The organism is Paenisporosarcina sp. P4_D4, from assembly GCF_056401835.1.
Map to the genome: position 1 here is coordinate 37,183 of NZ_JBFUIO010000011.1, position 18,055 is coordinate 55,237.

Annotated in this window: 15 protein-coding genes, 1 other RNA gene and 1 pseudogene; 15 read left to right on the plus strand and 2 right to left on the minus strand. The window is 38.7% G+C overall.

Going from position 1 to position 18,055, the window contains the following annotated elements:
* Positions 1-138: 138 nt before the first annotated feature.
* The 15 genes from clpP (at position 139) to AC1DSL_RS05265 (ending at position 14,739) form a co-directional block, all read left to right on the plus strand.
* Positions 139-735 carry an ATP-dependent Clp endopeptidase proteolytic subunit ClpP gene (gene clpP / locus AC1DSL_RS05195; RefSeq protein WP_016429083.1) on the plus strand — a complete coding sequence of 199 codons (597 nt, stop codon included), beginning with the start codon at positions 139-141 and terminating at the stop codon, positions 733-735.
* A 345-nt stretch (positions 736-1,080) separates the two neighbouring features.
* On the plus strand, positions 1,081-1,314 hold the full coding sequence (locus AC1DSL_RS05200) for a glutaredoxin family protein (RefSeq protein WP_016429082.1): 234 nt from the start codon (positions 1,081-1,083) through the stop codon (positions 1,312-1,314).
* A gap of 114 nt (positions 1,315-1,428) precedes the next feature.
* Positions 1,429-2,466 carry a sugar-binding transcriptional regulator gene (locus AC1DSL_RS05205; RefSeq protein WP_477531416.1) on the plus strand — a complete coding sequence of 346 codons (1,038 nt, stop codon included), beginning with the start codon at positions 1,429-1,431 and terminating at the stop codon, positions 2,464-2,466.
* A gap of 12 nt (positions 2,467-2,478) precedes the next feature.
* Positions 2,479-3,486, plus strand: a complete 1,008-nt coding sequence (gene gap / locus AC1DSL_RS05210) for a type I glyceraldehyde-3-phosphate dehydrogenase (protein WP_477531417.1) — start codon at positions 2,479-2,481, stop codon at positions 3,484-3,486.
* Between the two features lie 124 nt (positions 3,487-3,610).
* Positions 3,611-4,798, plus strand: coding sequence for a phosphoglycerate kinase (locus tag AC1DSL_RS05215; RefSeq protein WP_477531418.1), 1,188 nt, complete (start codon positions 3,611-3,613; stop codon positions 4,796-4,798).
* A gap of 12 nt (positions 4,799-4,810) precedes the next feature.
* The gene (gene tpiA / locus AC1DSL_RS05220) at positions 4,811-5,572 is read left to right on the plus strand and encodes a triose-phosphate isomerase (protein ID WP_016429078.1); all 762 of its coding nucleotides are present in this window, start codon (positions 4,811-4,813) and stop codon (positions 5,570-5,572) included.
* Complete coding sequence (gpmI, locus tag AC1DSL_RS05225) at positions 5,565-7,109, plus strand: 2,3-bisphosphoglycerate-independent phosphoglycerate mutase (protein ID WP_477531419.1); 1,545 nt, start codon at positions 5,565-5,567, stop codon at positions 7,107-7,109. Before tpiA ends, gpmI begins: the two co-directional genes overlap by 8 nt.
* Before the next feature lie 2 nt (positions 7,110-7,111).
* A complete protein-coding gene (gene eno / locus AC1DSL_RS05230) occupies positions 7,112-8,407 on the plus strand; it encodes a phosphopyruvate hydratase (protein WP_016429076.1) in 1,296 nt (431 codons plus the stop codon).
* Between the two features lie 347 nt (positions 8,408-8,754).
* Positions 8,755-8,982 carry a preprotein translocase subunit SecG gene (gene secG / locus AC1DSL_RS05235; RefSeq protein WP_016429075.1) on the plus strand — a complete coding sequence of 76 codons (228 nt, stop codon included), beginning with the start codon at positions 8,755-8,757 and terminating at the stop codon, positions 8,980-8,982.
* A 149-nt stretch (positions 8,983-9,131) separates the two neighbouring features.
* Entirely contained in the window at positions 9,132-9,878 is a 747-nt protein-coding gene (locus AC1DSL_RS05240; RefSeq protein WP_477531420.1) for an alpha/beta hydrolase, read from the plus strand.
* Between the two features lie 43 nt (positions 9,879-9,921).
* The gene (gene rnr, locus AC1DSL_RS05245) at positions 9,922-12,246 is read left to right on the plus strand and encodes a ribonuclease R (protein WP_477531421.1); all 2,325 of its coding nucleotides are present in this window, start codon (positions 9,922-9,924) and stop codon (positions 12,244-12,246) included.
* A 248-nt stretch (positions 12,247-12,494) separates the two neighbouring features.
* Positions 12,495-12,962 (plus strand): SsrA-binding protein SmpB, encoded by a 468-nt coding sequence (gene smpB / locus AC1DSL_RS05250; RefSeq protein ID WP_016429072.1) that lies wholly within the window; start codon positions 12,495-12,497, stop codon positions 12,960-12,962.
* A gap of 122 nt (positions 12,963-13,084) precedes the next feature.
* Positions 13,085-13,440, plus strand: a transfer-messenger RNA (tmRNA) gene (ssrA, locus tag AC1DSL_RS05255).
* A 530-nt stretch (positions 13,441-13,970) separates the two neighbouring features.
* Positions 13,971-14,294, plus strand: a complete 324-nt coding sequence (locus tag AC1DSL_RS05260) for a hypothetical protein (protein ID WP_477531422.1) — start codon at positions 13,971-13,973, stop codon at positions 14,292-14,294.
* 154 nt (positions 14,295-14,448) lie between these two features.
* Complete coding sequence (locus tag AC1DSL_RS05265) at positions 14,449-14,739, plus strand: hypothetical protein (protein WP_477531423.1); 291 nt, start codon at positions 14,449-14,451, stop codon at positions 14,737-14,739.
* 256 nt (positions 14,740-14,995) lie between these two features.
* Here AC1DSL_RS05265 and AC1DSL_RS05270 read toward each other — a convergent pair whose 3' ends face one another.
* Both AC1DSL_RS05270 and AC1DSL_RS05275 read right to left on the minus strand, forming a co-directional pair.
* Positions 14,996-16,816: an AAA family ATPase gene (locus tag AC1DSL_RS05270; RefSeq protein WP_477531424.1), complete on the minus strand. Its 1,821-nt coding sequence runs from the start codon at positions 16,814-16,816 to the stop codon at positions 14,996-14,998.
* Between the two features lie 359 nt (positions 16,817-17,175).
* Positions 17,176-17,375, minus strand: a pseudogene (locus tag AC1DSL_RS05275) (helix-turn-helix domain-containing protein); the annotation flags it as partial.
* Positions 17,376-18,055 lie beyond the last annotated feature (680 nt).

The following is an 18,055-nucleotide window of genomic DNA, read 5'->3' on the forward strand; positions in this document are numbered from 1 at the left end:
AAACATTTCAACTGTACTTTTTTGTGCATAATATTTGACCTTCCTTGACCAACTTGTATATTATAAAGGAACAACCGAGTACAATAGATGATACTCGGGATGTACGAAAATTATTATAAGCTTGAAGGGGGCATTTCCATGAATTTAATTCCTACAGTTATTGAACAAACAAGCCGCGGAGAGCGCGCTTATGACATCTACTCACGTTTATTAAAAGACCGAGTGATTATGCTTGGAAGCGGCATTGATGATAATGTTGCAAACTCCATCGTGGCACAATTACTTTTCCTAGAAGCTGAAGATCCAGAAAAAGATATTTCTATTTACATCAACAGCCCAGGTGGAAGTATCACGGCGGGTATGGCGATTTTTGACACAATGCATTTCATCAAACCGGACGTGCAAACAATTTGTATCGGGATGGCAGCTTCAATGGGCGCATTCTTGCTTGCGGCTGGAACAAAAGGTAAACGTTATGCTTTACCGAATGCTGAAGTCATGATTCACCAACCACTTGGTGGAGCACAAGGGCAAGCGACTGAAATTGAAATCGCTGCAAAACGTATTTTATTCTTGCGTGAAAAATTAAACGGTATCTTGTCAGAACGTACAGGTCAACCGATTGATGTCATCGCAAAAGATACGGACCGCGATAACTTCATGACAGCTGAGCGTGCGAAAGACTATGGTCTTGTTGATCACATTATTTCTCGCAGTGAATTGAAAAAATCATAATTACCAAAGCTACAGTGACTTTTATAGTCATTGCAGCTTTTTTGTTTATGGCTAATGTTTAAGGAGACTGTAACGAAAGAGTGCACTTCCGGATAGCTTAAAAGCACGAGCCTGTATAGGTCAATCAAGGAAGTGGTGGCGGTATGGGACCGGGTTCACGTGGACACCGTGGTTTCGGGCCTGGATCATTCGGTAGAGGCGACGCTGGTCGTGGTTTTTAAATGAGAGTACAACAAGTGGCTCATGGTAGCCACTTGTTTTTTATGAATTTATGACGTGCAATTGTGGAAAATAGAGTACAATTCTGGATATCAAGATCTTAAAGACGTGAAAGGAAGATGGATAATGAACGTACAATTTTATTCTCGCCCGAACTGTACTTTGTGTGAAGACGCACGAATGATGCTACAACTTGTAAAAGAAGATGTTGAATTACATATAGAAGAAATCAATATTGAAGACAATGATGACATCCATGAAAAGTACTTACTCCGCATCCCAGTAATCGAAAGCAACGGAGTGGTAATTCAAGAAGGACGGATTGATTATCCTACGTTATTAGAGGCGTTTACATCATAAACGTCTTTTTTATTTGCTCTTTTTTTAGAAAAAGAGTATATTATTATTAAGGCGGGACATAAAATTATGTAGCGGGACAAAAAACGTCCAATCGCTTTTCAGGAGGAGAATGCAATGAATCAATTACTTGGAGCACAACAAAAATTGTTACCGGAAATGACTGCGCTTCTCCAAAAAAGATATCGTTTATTGATGACCATCCAGTTAACTGCTGGAATTGGTCGCAGAGCCCTTAGTGAAATCGTTCATTCAACCGAACGGGAGACAAGAAGAGAGCTTGACATTTTACGGGCACAAGGATTAATACATGTGCTTGCAAATGGAATGGAAATTACGCATGAAGGTAAAGATGTTTTAGATAGCTTGAAAAATTTAGTACACGAATGGTCTGGATTAAGTGAACTGGAAAAACAACTTGAGAAGAGTTTCAAGTTAAGTCGCGTAATCATCGTGCCTGGAGATAGCGAAAAAGAAAGTCAGGCGAAGTCATTGATTGGTCAGGAAGCTGCAAAGCAACTGGAGCAATTATCGAAAGAGCGTGATATTGTCGCTGTAACGGGTGGAAGTACGATTGCTGCCATTACGAATCACTTGTCGGTGCACATCAAACCAAAGAATCTAGTGTTTGTGGCAGCGCGGGGAGGAATCGGGGAAAATGTGGAACTGCAAGCGAATCATATTGCATCTGCATTTGCCGCACAAGCCAGTGGTACTTCCAGAACATTATACTTACCTGATCATTTAAGTGAAACCGCATATAAGACCATGATAAAAGAGCCTGTCATTAAGGAAATGATGGACTTATATGATCACACGAACATTGTCATTCATGGTATCGGTGATGCAAAAGAAATGGCAAAACGACGCAACTCAAGCCTTGAGGAACTGGATATCATTTCAGGGAAACAGGCTGTGGGAGAAGCGTTTGGATACTATTTCAATGAGCAAGGCAAAGCCGTCCATCGGATTCGGACAGTTGGAATACAATTAAAACAACTGAATCAAGTGAAGCATTTACTAGCAGTAGCCGGTGGAGCATCAAAAGCTTCTGCCATGCTTTCATATTTAAAGCATGCACCCAATCAGACCGTATTGATTACGGATGAAGGTGCAGCGAAGAAATTAACTCAACTTATGAGTAATGAAAATTAGGAGGAACTATAAATGACTTTAAAATTAGCGATTAACGGATTTGGACGTATTGGGCGAGTGGTATTCCGTGAGGCATTACAACGTGACGGAGTGGAAGTAGTAGCAATTAACGACTTAACTGATGCAGCGATGTTAGCTCATTTACTGAAATACGATTCAATTCACGGCGTTTTTGATGCTGATGTTTCTTCTGAAGGCGAATACTTAATCGTCAATGGTAAACAAGTACGTGTGTATGCAGAAAAAGACCCATCGGTATTGCCTTGGAAAGACCTTGAAATCGATATTGTAATCGAATCAACAGGAATCTTCCGTGATGAAAAAACTGCAGGCAAACATATCGAAGCGGGTGCGAAAAAAGTTATCGTTTCTTCTCCTGGTAAAGGAAGTATGCCGACATTCGTTATGGGAGTTAACCACGAGTCTTATAACGCAGATTCGGATAATGTCGTATCAAATGCTTCATGTACTACAAACAGTTTGGCACCAGTGGCAAAAGTACTTCATGAAAGCTTTGGTATCAAACGTGGGATGATGACAACAATTCATTCTTATACAAATGATCAACGTATTTTAGATTTACCACATGAAGACTACCGTCGCGCACGTGCAGCTGCTGAATCAATGATTCCAACATCAACAGGCGCTGCAGCTGCAGTTTCACTAGTTCTTCCTGAATTAAAAGGCAAATTAGATGGGATGGCTGTTCGCGTACCAACACCAAACGTATCACTTGTTGATTTAGTAGTTGAGCTTGAAAAAGATGTAACGACTGAAGAAGTAAACTCAGCACTTAAATCTGCTTCTGATAATGAACTAAAAGGTTACTTAGAATATAACGAGTTACCATTAGTATCTCGTGACTATAACGGTAACGCTGCTTCGTCAACTGTTGATGGATTATCTACAATGGTTCTTGAGAAAAACATGGTAAAAGTATTGTCTTGGTATGATAACGAAACAGGCTACTCTACTCGTTGTATCGACCTTGCATTACACATGGCTAGCAAAGGTTTATAAGACGTTTAAGTTCTTGAGCTATAGTAGCGAATATTGTCATTAACCTCTATAATATAGTAGGGTAAAAGGAAYGGAGGTACCCTCCGTTCCTTATTTTTTTAATTTTTGGAGGAGGAGATTCTTCATGAAACAAAAACAGACAATGCAACAGCTGGATTTAGCAGGTAAACGCGTATTTTGCCGGGTGGATTTCAACGTCCCGATGGAAGATGGCAAAATTACTGATGATACACGCATACGTGCAGCACTTCCAACGATTAAACAATTGATGGAAAAGGGTGCGAAAGTAATTTTGGCGAGCCATATGGGCCGTCCAAAAGGAGAAGTCACTGAAGAGTTACGCTTGACTGAAGTCGGTAAACATTTAAGTGAGCTATTACATAAACCTGTTCAAAAACTGGACGAGTCAGTCGGCGCGTCGGTTGAAGAAGCAATTGCCGGAATGGAAGACGGAGACATTGTATTGCTTGAAAATGTCCGTTTCCATAAGGGTGAAGAAAAAAATGATCAACAATTGGCTGAGCAATTCGCGAAGCTCGCAGATGTGTTTGTAAACGATGCTTTTGGAGCTGCGCACCGCGCTCATGCTTCAACAGAAGGAATTGCTAAGCACATTCCAGCAGTTTCTGGTTTGTTGATGGAAAAAGAATTGGATGTACTAGGTAAAGCATTATCGGAACCCGACCGACCATTTACAGCGATTATTGGTGGAGCAAAAGTAAAAGACAAAATCGGTGTAATTGATCATTTATTGGATAAAGTGGACAACCTTATTATCGGTGGAGGCTTATCTTATACATTTTCTAAAGCACAAGGCCATGATATTGGGAAATCTTTGCTTGAAGAAGACAAAATTGATTTAGCCAAATCATTTATCGATAAAGCGAAAGAAAAAGGCGTGAATTTATTCTTGCCGATAGACGTTGTCGTTGCAAATGAATTTTCAAAAGATGCCGAAACAAAAGTTGTCGCAATTGATTCGATTCCTTCTGATTGGATGGGTCTTGATATCGGACCAAAAACAACAGCTCAATATGCGGATGTCATTGCCAATTCGAAACTGATTATTTGGAATGGACCAATGGGCGTATTTGAAATGGCACCATTTGCGGAAGGCACGAAAGGTGTTGCAAATGCTATGGCCGAAACACAGGGTTATACAGTAATCGGCGGAGGCGATTCAGCCGCAGCTGTTGAAAAATTCGATGTTGCAGAAAAAATGGATCACATTTCGACTGGTGGAGGAGCTTCATTAGAGTTCATGGAAGGTAAAGACTTACCTGGAGTCATAGCTCTGAACGATCAAAACTAAGGAGGAATTCGTATGAGAAAACCCATTATTGCTGGCAACTGGAAAATGTATAAAACGTTATCTGAAGCAAAACAATTTGCAGAAGAAGTAAAAGGGTTGGCTCCGGATTCTGTGAAAGTGGATACGGTTATTTGTGCACCTGCTCTTTTTCTGGAGTCATTGAAACAAATCGTATCGGATTCTAACGTACATGTAGGCGCACAGACGATGCACTTTGAAACAGAAGGCGCTTTTACAGGAGAAGTCAGTCCTGTCCAATTAGCGGATTTAGGTGTTGACTATGTTATTTTAGGACATTCAGAACGCCGTGAATACTTCAACGAAACAGACGAAGCGGTGAATAAGAAAGCACATGCAGCTTTTGCCCATTCTTTAACGCCAATTATTTGCGTAGGTGAAACACTCGAAGAGCGTGAAGCTGGAAACACCACATCTAAGGTTGAAGGCCAAGTAGAGAAAGCGCTTGCAGATTTAACTGAAGAACAAGTGAAACAGTCCGTCATCGCGTATGAGCCAATCTGGGCAATTGGTACAGGCAAAACTGCGACATCTGAAAACGCAAATGAAGTATGTGGCGCCATCCGTGCGAAAGTGGAGTCATTGTATGGACAATCGGTAGCAGAAGCTCTTCGCATCCAGTACGGTGGCTCTGTAAAACCTGAAAATATTGATGAATTGTTAAGAATGGAGCATATTGATGGAGCTCTAGTAGGTGGGGCAAGCTTACAGCCTTCTTCTTTCCTGAAATTGTTGGAGGCTGGTGCCAATGTCTAAATCACCAGTTGCCTTGATTATTCTTGACGGTTTTGCACTACGTAATGAAGTTTTTGGCAATGCAGTGGCACAAGCGAAAAAGCCGAATTTCGATCGCTATTGGAATCAATATCCCCATGCATCGTTGATTGCGGCGGGAAATTCAGTAGGACTTCCTGAAGGTCAAATGGGCAATTCAGAAGTTGGGCATCTAAATATTGGAGCAGGACGGATTGTTTATCAAAACTTGACCCGTATCCATAAATCGATTTCCGATGGCGATTTCTATGACAACGCTGCATTTTTAGAAGCCATTGAACACGTTAAAGTACATGGCTCAAAATTACATTTGATGGGCTTATTATCGGACGGAGGAGTCCATTCACATTATGAACATTTGTTTGCTCTGTTAATGGTGGCGAAGAAAAATGGACTGGATGAAGTTTTTGTTCATGGATTCCTCGATGGGCGAGATGTCGGACCTACAACAGCCATCAACTATATTGAAAAAACAGAGCGTCAAATGGCGGAAATCGGAATCGGTAAGTTCGCAACCATAAGTGGACGTTATTTTGCAATGGACCGCGATCGTCGCTGGGAGCGAGTAGAGAAAACATATCGTGCACTCGTCGATGGTGTAGGTGAAACAGCTGCGTCAGCCGTGGCTGGAGTACAGGCTTCCTACGACAGTAACGTCGTGGATGAGTTTGTATTGCCGACTGTTATTGAAGATCATGGACAACCAGTTGCAACGATCGATTCACAGGACGCGGTCATTTTCTTCAATTTCAGACCTGACCGTGCGATTCAATTATCGTCTATTTTTACCAATCCAAGATGTGAAACAACATTTCCTTTAAGCGTGAAGCATCCAACAGATTTGAAGTTTGTGACTTTTACTGCTTACAGTGATGAAGTTGTGGCTACAGTTGCTTACGAAAGTGATAACTTACTGAACACGGTCGGAGAAGTTCTTTCAGCAAATGGAAAAACACAATTACGCATTGCTGAAACAGAAAAATATCCACATGTAACTTTCTTTATGAGTGGCGGACGGGAAGAACGGTTCCCTGGTGAAGAACGAATCCTCATCAATTCACCGAAAGTGGCGACATACGATTTACAACCAGAAATGAGCGCTTATGAAGTAACGGATGCATTATTGCAGGCAATTGACTCCGATCGATTTGATGGAATCATACTAAACTTTGCCAATCCGGATATGGTGGGGCATAGTGGCATGCTCGAACCGACGATTCGTGCAATCGAAGTGGTTGACGAATGTTTAGGTCGAATTGTGGATGCCTTGCTAGCTAAAGGTGGAGCGGCCATTATCACAGCAGATCATGGAAATTCTGACGAGGTCTTAACGGTCGAAGGAGCACCGATGACTGCACACACGACAAATCCGGTGCCGGTCATCGTCACGAAATCAGGCGTTGCATTACGAGAAGATGGCATTTTAGCCGATTTGGCGCCAACCATGTTACACTTATTAGGAATTAATCAACCACCTGAAATGACAGGTGAAACATTAGTGAAAGCTGAGGAGATTTAAACATGCCAATTATTACACAAGTACAAGCTCGCGAAGTATTGGATTCACGTGGTAATCCCACAATCGAAGTAGAAGTATTCACGGAAAGCGGCGCATTCGGCCGTGCAATCGTACCTTCTGGTGCTTCCACTGGTGAACATGAAGCCGTTGAACTTCGTGATGGAGACAAAGGTCGCTACCTTGGTAAAGGTGTGTTAAAAGCTGTTGAAAACGTTAACGATATCATTGCAGCTGAAATCGAAGAGAACTTCTCTGTTTTGGATCAAGTATCGATCGATCAGGCGATGATTGAATTAGATGGTACTGACAATAAAGGGAAACTTGGCGCTAACGCAATTCTTGGTGTATCAATTGCTGCTGCTCATGCTGCTGCAGATTACTTGGATATTCCACTTTATCAATACTTGGGTGGATTCAACGCGAAGCAACTTCCAGTTCCGATGATGAACATCCTTAACGGTGGAGCACACGCAGATAACAATGTTGATATCCAGGAATTCATGGTTATGCCTGTTGGAGCAGAATCTTTCCGTCATGCACTACGTATGGGTGCTGAAATTTTCCATAGCCTGAAATCCGTGCTACATGAAAAAGGATTGAACACTGCAGTTGGTGATGAAGGTGGATTTGCACCGAACTTAGCTTCTAATGAAGAAGCTCTTACAACAATCTTGACTGCTATTGAAAAAGCAGGTTACAAACCTGGTGAAGAAGTTTTGCTTGCAATGGACGTAGCTTCTTCTGAGTTCTTTAATAAAGAAGACGGTAAATACCACTTGGCTGGCGAAGGCATCGTGAAAACATCTGAGGAAATGGTTGCTTGGTATGAAGAGCTTTGCAATAAATACCCAATCGTTTCAATCGAAGATGGTTTGGACGAAAACGACTGGGCAGGTCATAAATTACTGACTGAGCGTTTGGGCGACCGCGTTCAATTAGTAGGAGACGACTTGTTTGTAACGAATACAACGAAACTTTCACGCGGAATCGAAGAAGGCGTTGGCAACTCAATCTTAATCAAAGTTAACCAAATCGGTACATTGACTGAAACATTTGATGCGATCGAAATGGCGAAGCGTGCTGGATATACTACTGTTATTTCACATCGTTCAGGTGAATCTGAAGATGCAACGATTGCTGATATCGCAGTTGCAACAAATGCAGGCCAAATCAAAACGGGTGCACCATCACGTTCTGACCGTGTGGCAAAATACAACCAATTGCTTCGTATTGAAGATCAATTGTATGACACTGCAAAATATTTAGGACTAAAAACGTTTTATAACTTGAAAAAATAATTGGAAAGCCGCACATCTTTTTAAAAAGGTGTGTGGCTTTTTTTTTGGATTTTTTAAAGAAATAGGTGTTTATCGTACATTTGCGCTAGTAATTTCTATTCTCTGACTAACTTAAAGCGCCATCCTGGAATTAGATTCAGTCCATTATGCGATAGGTTATTTTCGAATCTCTCCAGCAAACTATGGAGTCAAACTACATAGGTGCTATACATATTTCTACAAGATTCTATCATATTATCAAATAATCTGACAGAATTCTTATTCTATTTCTCTTAACTTATTGTGCTTATCTCTATTATTTGGTAAAATAGTTATTGTTGTGATGTTTCTGATCGGAGGTGGAACAAATGCATGCGTTTTTACTGACTTTACTCGTCATCGTTTCGCTAGCATTAATCGTTGTTGTGTTGTTACAATCAGGGAAAAGTGCAGGTTTATCAGGTGCCATCTCTGGCGGAGCTGAGCAACTTTTCGGTAAGCAAAAAGCAAGAGGTATTGATCTTGTCTTGCACCGTGTAACGATTGTATTAGCAGTATTATTTTTTATTTTGGCAATTGCCGTAACAAAATTATAATCAACAAATACGAACCGCCTGACCGACTGAATTGGTTAGGCGTTTTCTTATTCCATGAAATGATGGGAAAAGTTGGATGTCATAATTAAAAACATTATTTAGATACATACTGATTGAATGATGTGTTTTGTAAAGGAGAGGTTTTTTTAATGCGAATTGCGCAACCCAAACCGTTCTTTTTTGAAGCGGGTAAAAGAGCCGTATTATTGTTGCATGGATTTACTGGGAACTCATCAGATGTACGCATGCTTGGCCGTTTTTTAGAAAAGAATGGGTACACATCATTGGCTCCTCATTATAAAGGGCATGGTGTTCCACCGGAAGAATTGATTCAAAGTGGACCTGCTGATTGGTGGAAAGATGTCATGCGTGGCTATGATCAATTGAAGGCTGCTGGATACGAAGAAATTGCTGTGGCAGGATTATCATTAGGTGGTGTCTTTTCACTGAAATTAGGGTATACCGTTCCTGTAAAGGGTATCGTGACGATGTGTGCACCAATGTCCATGAAGACTACTGAACTCATGTATGAAGGTGTATTGAAATATGCGAGGGATTATAAGCGCTATGAAGGAAAAGACACATCACTTATCGAAGAAGAAGTAGAAGCACTTCAAAAGACTTCGATGGATTCACTACCTGAATTACGAAATCTCGTGTATAACGTTCGTGATCATGTGGATCATGTCTATGCACCACTTTTTGTTGTGCAAGGCCGTCAAGATAGTGTTATTGATGTGGACTCGGCTAATATTATATATAATCAGGCGGAATCATTTGAAAAGCAGATTAAATGGTACGAACAATCGGGCCATGTAATTACACTTGATCAGGAAAAAGAGCAATTGCACGAAGATATTTTAGAATTTTTACAATCGCTTGACTGGCATGTGTAAAAATTGCCATGCACGCACACGCTGATAGAAGGAGGGATGAAACATGGAACAATCTTTAGAAGAACAATTATTCGCGATATTACGAGAAGAAGATTATAAACCAATGACCGTTCAGGAATTAGAATCAAAGCTTGAGCTGGAGTATTCCGAGGAATTCAAGGAATTAGTGAAGACGCTTGCCCGATTGGAAACACAAGGCGATGTCATCCGCTCAAGATCGAACCGTTATGGACTCCCGCAACAAATGAATTTATTAAAAGGGAAGTTCATTGGACATCCAAGAGGATTTGGATTTGTTTCACCGGAAGAAGAAGGTATGGATGATATTTTCATTCCACCAACAGAAATCAATGGAGCAATGAATGGAGATAGCGTTTTAGTTCGTGTTTCGAGCGCAAGCTCAGGCGATAGACGTGAAGGCTCGATTACAAAAATTACTGAACGCGGCATCACGAAAGTGGTCGGTCAGTTCCAGGATAACAAAGGCTTTGGCTTTGTACTTCCTGACGATAAAAAAATCTCAATGGATATTTTCATTGCGAAAGAAGATACACTTGGCGCGATGGAAGGACATAAAGTAGTTGTAGAAATTACTGGATGGCCAGAAGGTCGTAAATCAGCAACAGGTATGGTTACACAAATTCTTGGACATAAAAATGATCCTGGTGTCGATATTTTATCAATCATCCATAAGCATGGAATCGAAACGGAATTCCCGAAACCAGTATTGGATCAAGCTAATGCAGTGCCTGATGAGATCACTGAAGCGGACTTGGAAGGTCGACGTGATCTTCGAAATGAAGTTATCGTGACGATTGATGGAGCAGATGCAAAAGACTTGGATGACGCCGTAACAGTCACGAAGAATGCAGATGGAACATACAAACTCGGAGTTCACATTGCAGACGTTAGTCACTATGTAACTGACGGTTCGCCAATGGATACCGAAGCGTATGAACGTGCGACGAGTGTCTATTTGACTGACCGTGTAATCCCAATGCTTCCACACCGTCTTTCTAACGGAATTTGTTCATTAAATCCAAAAGTGGACCGCTTGACATTATCATGTGAAATGGTGATTGATGGCAGTGGGAAAGTCGTATCACATGAAATCTTCCAAAGTGTCATCAAAACAACAGAACGTATGACATACACGGATGTTTTCAAGATTGTCGAAGAAAAAGATGAAGCACTAATCGAACGCTACCGTGATTTAGTTCCCATGTTCGAATTAATGGCAGAACTGGCTGATGTTTTACGTCAAAAACGTGCAGACCGCGGTGCGATTGATTTTGATTTCAAGGAATCAAAAATTTTGGTGGACGAAGATGGATGGCCAACGGATGTTGTCATTCGTGAACGTACGATCGCTGAGCGCTTGATTGAAGAATTCATGTTAGCTGCGAACGAAACAGTTGCAGAGCATTTCCACTGGATGGATGTACCGTTCATCTACCGTATTCACGAAGATCCAAAACCTGAAAAGCTTCAACGTTTCTTCGAATTCATTACAAATTTCGGTATCGTGGTAAAAGGTTCGGGTAATGAAATTCATCCACGTGCGTTGCAGGAAATCGTAGAGTCCATCGAAGGACTACCAGAAGAACCGGTTATTTCAACGATGATGTTACGTTCCATGCAACAAGCGAAGTATCATGCGGAAAGTTTAGGCCATTTCGGATTATCGACGGACTACTATACGCATTTCACATCACCGATTCGTCGTTATCCAGATTTAATCGTTCACCGATTAATTCGAACATATTTAATTAATGGAGATGTTTCAAAACCGACAGTGGCCCATTGGGGTGCAGTGATGGATGAAATTGCTGACCATACTTCTGGACGTGAACGCCGTGCGGTGGATGCAGAGCGAGATACAGAATCATTGAAGAAAGCGCAATACATGGCAGATAAGATTGGTGAAGAGTTTGAAGGTATCGTCAGCTCTGTAACAAACTTTGGTATGTTTATCGAACTTCAGAATACAATTGAAGGACTCGTGCATGTAAGTAATATGACAGATGACTATTACCGATTTGATGATCGTCAGATGATGATGATTGGTGAAAGAGCAGGAAAACAATTCCGAATCGGAGATGAAGTTACGGTTCGTGTCACATCTGTTAAACCTGAAGAATCTGCTATCGACTTTGAAATTGTCGGTATGGTCAAAACTTTCAATCGTCCTCCTCGCAAGGAAACGCCGAAAGTCATTCATGCGAAACGAAAAGAAGGAGCAGGAAGAGGTAAATCTTCTGCTGATAAATCATCGCCAGGACCAAAAAAAGGCGTGAATCAAAAGAAAAAGTTTTATGAAGACATTGCCAAGAAAAATAAAAGCAGTCGTAAGCGTAAGAAAAAGTAAGTAATAGGAGCGGCGGTTAGCCGCTCATTTCCACAAAGCTAATAAACTATAAAATTATGTTATGTCTAGCTCAAGCGCCAGCCTACGCCAAAGCTTGGACCCACTGGATGTGGGTCATGAAGGCGTTACCGCAGGACGCGGTGACTTTAGCCAACCTACCGATAAGAATGCACTTCCATTCGGTAGTTTTAGCGTTGGTGTAGGCTAGAGTGGTGCTTTGCGCTTTTCTTGACAGCGAGGTGTAACAGATGCCAAAAGGAACTGGGAAAGTGGTTGCGCAGAACAAGAAAGCCAATCACGATTATTTTATTGATGAAACAATTGAAGCAGGAATTGTGCTTCAAGGTACGGAAATCAAATCCGTTCGTAACGGGAAAGTTCAGCTGAAGGATGCATTCGTCCGCATTCGTAACAATGAAGCATGGATTTCGAATATGCACATCAGCCCATATGAACAAGGAAACCGATTCAACCATGAACCATTGCGTTCTAGGAAACTGTTACTGCATAAAAAACAAATCAGTGAATTGATCGGTCTTTCAAAACAAGATGGCTATTCAATCATTCCCATCAAAATGTACATGAAGGATGGCTTTGCCAAAGTGTTAATCGGCATGGGTAAAGGGAAAAAGAATTACGATAAACGCGATGATCTCAAGAAGAAAGAAGCGAAGCGAGATATTGAACGTGCATTCAAATCCCGCAATCAAGATTGATGGTACTTGAATTTTGACCAATTTTGCCTTATAATAGATTTACAGCTTTGCCAGCTGAACTTTTTGTTTACCCGAACATCCTTTATCATAAAGAGTTAAAAGACTTTATGATTATCCTATAAGGGGACGTTACGGATTCGACAGGGATGGTCTGAGCTTAAGTTGCGCGTCGGAGGGATCGGCTCCGTATCAACGTCATTTTATAATAACTGGCAAAAACCAAAACCTAGCATTCGCAGCGTAAGCTGACAATGTTGCTTGTCTTGACCATCGCCCATGTGGTCCTGTACGAGCTCACTCTTAGTGGGATACGATCGTCGGTGCGACTTGAGCCGCCGAGAAGAGACTTTCAAGTTAGCGCACAAGACGCCCGCTTGTCGGCATAATGCTGCGCGAAACCTCAATAGGCAAGATACACGCGTAGAAGCTTAAGTGTTGGAGTTTCTGGACGCGGGTTCGATTCCCGCCGTCTCCATATTATGAAATCATATGATTTTATACAGTGTCATGTGACATAAAGCATAAAATTTCCTTTTGGAAACTTTATGCTTTATTTTTTTTTAGGAAATTTTATGATTGAATATAAGGTTTTTCCAAAATTTTTAATAAATAAAGTAAGTTTAAAAAATATTTGTGACTAAAAATCAATGAAAATTATCATACTAATCCCTATCTTGTATTGAAGAGTTTAAGATTAGTGTTTAGGAGATTTTTTTGGCAAATAATATAGTAAATGCACTACTTAGATTTTGAGAGGTGAGTTGCTCTATCTGCTAAATGTATATATAAATGGATTTGACTATTTAATTGTCTATTGAATGAACATAAAGAAAATACAAAAATGTGAATTATAATTGAAAAATAAATTCCTTGACACGGAGAGCTATTTTTCTAAGTGGAGAAATCCGTATAAACCGTAATATAAGGAAACTACTTTATAATGCATTAAAAAATCTAAAAGAGTAAAGATTAATTCAAAGTTGATTTGAAATACGAGGTGTCTTTTACTTGAAAGAACATATTTATCATAGAAGTCATTTATACAATATTGAACCAGTCGGAATAGAAACAGGTTTAGTTGAAAGTCTTAGTAGCTATTTAATCAGAGCAGCCTATGAACATAACATTACTGTTGGTTGCTTGATAAATAAGATGGTATTTACTGAAATGAATAAAAATTATTTGGTAAGAAGTGCAATACATGGAGGAAATCGTTTTTATGAAGGTGCTAAAACAATAAATGGATATATGGATAACTCAACTGAATTCGTTAGGATAATGGAATTACTAACCTCAAGAACGGATTTATCTAACCTTACTTTATATAACTAAAGATTTTATTCCATTAAGAAATTTATTAAAAGAATCCTTTTCTTGGTGTCCTGATTGTATAAAAAAATTCGAAGAAAGCGAAAAAATTATATATTATCCTCTGATTTGGTATATAAAATCTGTAAAAATTTGTTTTGAACATTTCGAATATTTAATGGGAAATATTGAAGAAGCAGATAATCTGGAAGGCGCTATTGAGGATTGGTTTAAGTCAATTGAAAGTCTAATTAGTGAATTAGAAAATAGGAATATTATCAATCACTTTGAAAAAGAGGAATATATAGAAGAAATATCTAAAGCTAACGAAGAAACCCGTAATTTTTATATTAGTAGAACTGATTATTTAGAGGAACCTAACGATGATGATGAATATGAATATCTAACTTTTAATGAAAATGATAAAAGAGAAGTTAGAGTGGATATATTTTCTGACGTTGATTTGTAACTTTTTAATTACTTCGATTTTGTTATGTGTCCACTCACACATTGGGAGCAATACCTTCACTGAAATATTAGAAAGTTTAGTCAGATGGTAAATAAATAATTTTTCTTTTTTTCAGCTAAACTGATAAATCGAATGATTGTTAAGTACAGTGATTTAAAATCATTCGAATTTAAGTAACTGGCAGACAAGTTAACTAGAATTAGGTAGAGGTCATCTCTATGTACATGAGATGACCTCTTTCATATTATTTGAAAAGTTAAACTAATTCAGGTTGTACAACAAGCGAAAGGAAATCTAATATCATTTCTGTGAACTCATAATGCGTTGATTCGTCTTCAGCAGTGTAATGTTCCATTTCCCGGATTTGCTCGAAAGTCATCTTATGCCAAAAGTGTTCTAAAACTTTTGTTCTACTAACATGAGGAAAAGCAGCATTTACTAATTTTTTCACATCATCATGTTCGCTAAAAGAAATCGGACTATCGAAACAATCTATATGTAAGTAATTTTCCGGTTCTCTTTTTCTTGTTAAGTAAGCTTTAATGCCTTGTGCGTTTAACTGCAACTGAGTTTGAATGTTTTGTTGCGCTTCTGGAGTCGGTTGGTCAGAGTCTAGTAATACGCACCAAGGTAAGTTAAATTGCTCTGCCAATTTTAAAGTTGTCCACGCTTTCAAATTGCCACATCCTCCAGTGGGGATTAAAGCAAACCCTTTCTCTTGAAGGGTTGAAGAAATTACTCCACCCTCTTTAAGTTTTTCGCAAATATGTCTAATGAAAACTACATCACCTTGTCCTTCTAAAAGCAATAATGCCTTTGTATTATTACTAAAGGGTTCCGGTAAAATGCCTAAGGTATTGGCAATTTCTTGAAATACATCTTCGTCATTAGACATAATTATTCGGTTCTCGCTATGTTTTGTTATAAAGCGTAAACTTTCAAGTGGTAATAGGCCTGCTAGTGCAGGAGTATGTGTAGTTAAAATAACTTGTGAATTAGTATTATAGGCTAGTTCCATAAAAGCATTCATTAACATCTCTTGGTGTTTAGGATGTTGTGATGTTTCAGGTTCTTCAAAAGCATAGATAATATTTTGTGATGAGCTCTCGGCAAGTTTTCTTTCCACCTCGGCTCTAAAGAAATTCAGAAGAATTAATCGTCGTACACCACTTCCACGTTTATTAATGGGGATACCATCATCGGAAGTAATACTTAATTTAAATAGAGAATCAAATTTGGGTTCGGATTTAAAATCAGGTATTAATGATGAAGCTAAATCATTATCCATTTCCTTCAGTTTTTCGAGCGTTCTATTGGCTGTTTCTAGTGCTTTTTGTCTTACTTCCATTTTAATCTTTTCTATTTCACCATTTAATTCTCCCAATGCCTGTTGTATCGCTAGTTTCATAGGATCGGTAACTTCTTTATCATCATCTTTACTAGAGCGATCAGATTGAAATAAAGAATAGATAGGTAGATATTTTTCCAATGATTCGTATAGTTTTTTTGAATCCTCCTTGTCAACTTGAATTTCACGTAAAGTAAGCTCTAAATTATCAGTAGTACTCCAAATAATACTTCTAATACTTGGATTACTACTGCGGTTATAATCTTCTGGAGAAATATTTAAAGAGGTGGCCAGTGCTCGTAATTGCGTTTGCTTTAGTTCTAATAAATTATTGTAACCTTCTTTKTTAGGGTGATTACAAATTATAGAAGTTATTGCTTTAGGTTTAGCAGCCGTAGCTCTATACGTTTTTTTAATTTCTAATTCATTATTAAGATTAAGTAAATACTCATTCCCTAGTGTTGTGGTAGAAGTACTATCAATAGTGATTTCAGTAGGTAAATTATTAAAAATACAAGTTATCTCGATATTTGGATCTACTGAACTAACACTCAGATCTTCTCTATCACATGTTACGACTGAGTTATTAAAGAATATTTCTAAAGCTTCTAATACTGTAGATTTTCCGGCATCATTCTTCCCTATAAATGCTGTTAAATTTTCAAAATCTATTTGAATCTCTTCTTTATAACCCCTAAAGTTTCTCAATTTTAAAGACTTAAGTTGCATATAACATTATTCTCCTCTGTAAATTATTGGTTACCCCATATAATAATTCTATTAAATTAAGAATAAACCTTTAAATTTTTGAAATGTTATTTATGTAATTTTATTTCCATCCCTCCGGAGCTAGCGTTATTTTACCTTTCATAGAATTAAATATTGAGTTTCTTCTATTATATAGTTAAAACTATAAGGACTCTACGTACTACCTGACTAGTTAATATAAAGTCGTTTTTCCACACCAATTTATTGCATCGTCGTAACCAGAGCCAAAACAATTCTTCACGTTGCCGTTTACGAATTATTCTTTATTTGAGTCGTGTCTAATAGAAACAAATTTATGCTTGATTTTTAGAAAGTGAGATCTATAATTTACGATCCAAATAGCGATAAATGGTAGTTCGAGAAACGCCCCATCTTTCTGCCACATCCTTAATTGGGGTGCCTCCATCAATAAGAGCTTTCATCATTTCTATATCTTTCTCTCCGTATTTCTCTGGACGTCCGCCAAGAGGCCTCGCGCTTTAGCTACTACTCGTCCAGCTGCAGAACGTTCTTCAAGAACTGCCTACTTAAACGTTTAGTAGAAAAAAAAGGAGTGTTCCCAAATAAAGGGCACAATCCTAAAAATTGTTTATAAAAGGTATTCCAAATCGGTTGGAAAGTTTTGTTACATACCCGTTTATCATTCACCAATTCATAATCAAATGATTAATTGGATATTTATTTAAAAATAAATATAACGTTGTGATGGCTTCTACTTAAACTAAATGGGGAGGTTAGTTTAAGTAGACATCTGTTATTGAGAACATTGTAAGACAATGACATAACACAGATTAAACAAAAACAATGGTTACGTTCATTGTTCAGAGCCTATGGAATATTTCCCTTGAAATAACGGGGACGTTGATTCAAAAAGGGATTAACTTCCTTTTTGTTGTATTTATTGTACTAACGGGGCAGATTAGTTGAAGAGTGATTCCTTTACCGACTAAGTTAGGTTAATATTGGAAGTGAAGGAGAGATAATTCAATGTATTAGTTATCTTTTATCGTTATCTTCATTATCGGTCAAACAGGACAAAGATAGTTAAAAGGGAAATTGAAGATAGAGAATAGACATAACACCTATAAAGGGATTAATACATAGTGGAATATARAAATCGTTATTTGAACGAGTGTTTATGATGTGAATTTAAACGAAATTTATTGAACATTGTAATTATTTAATGTTTTTAGTTGAGTC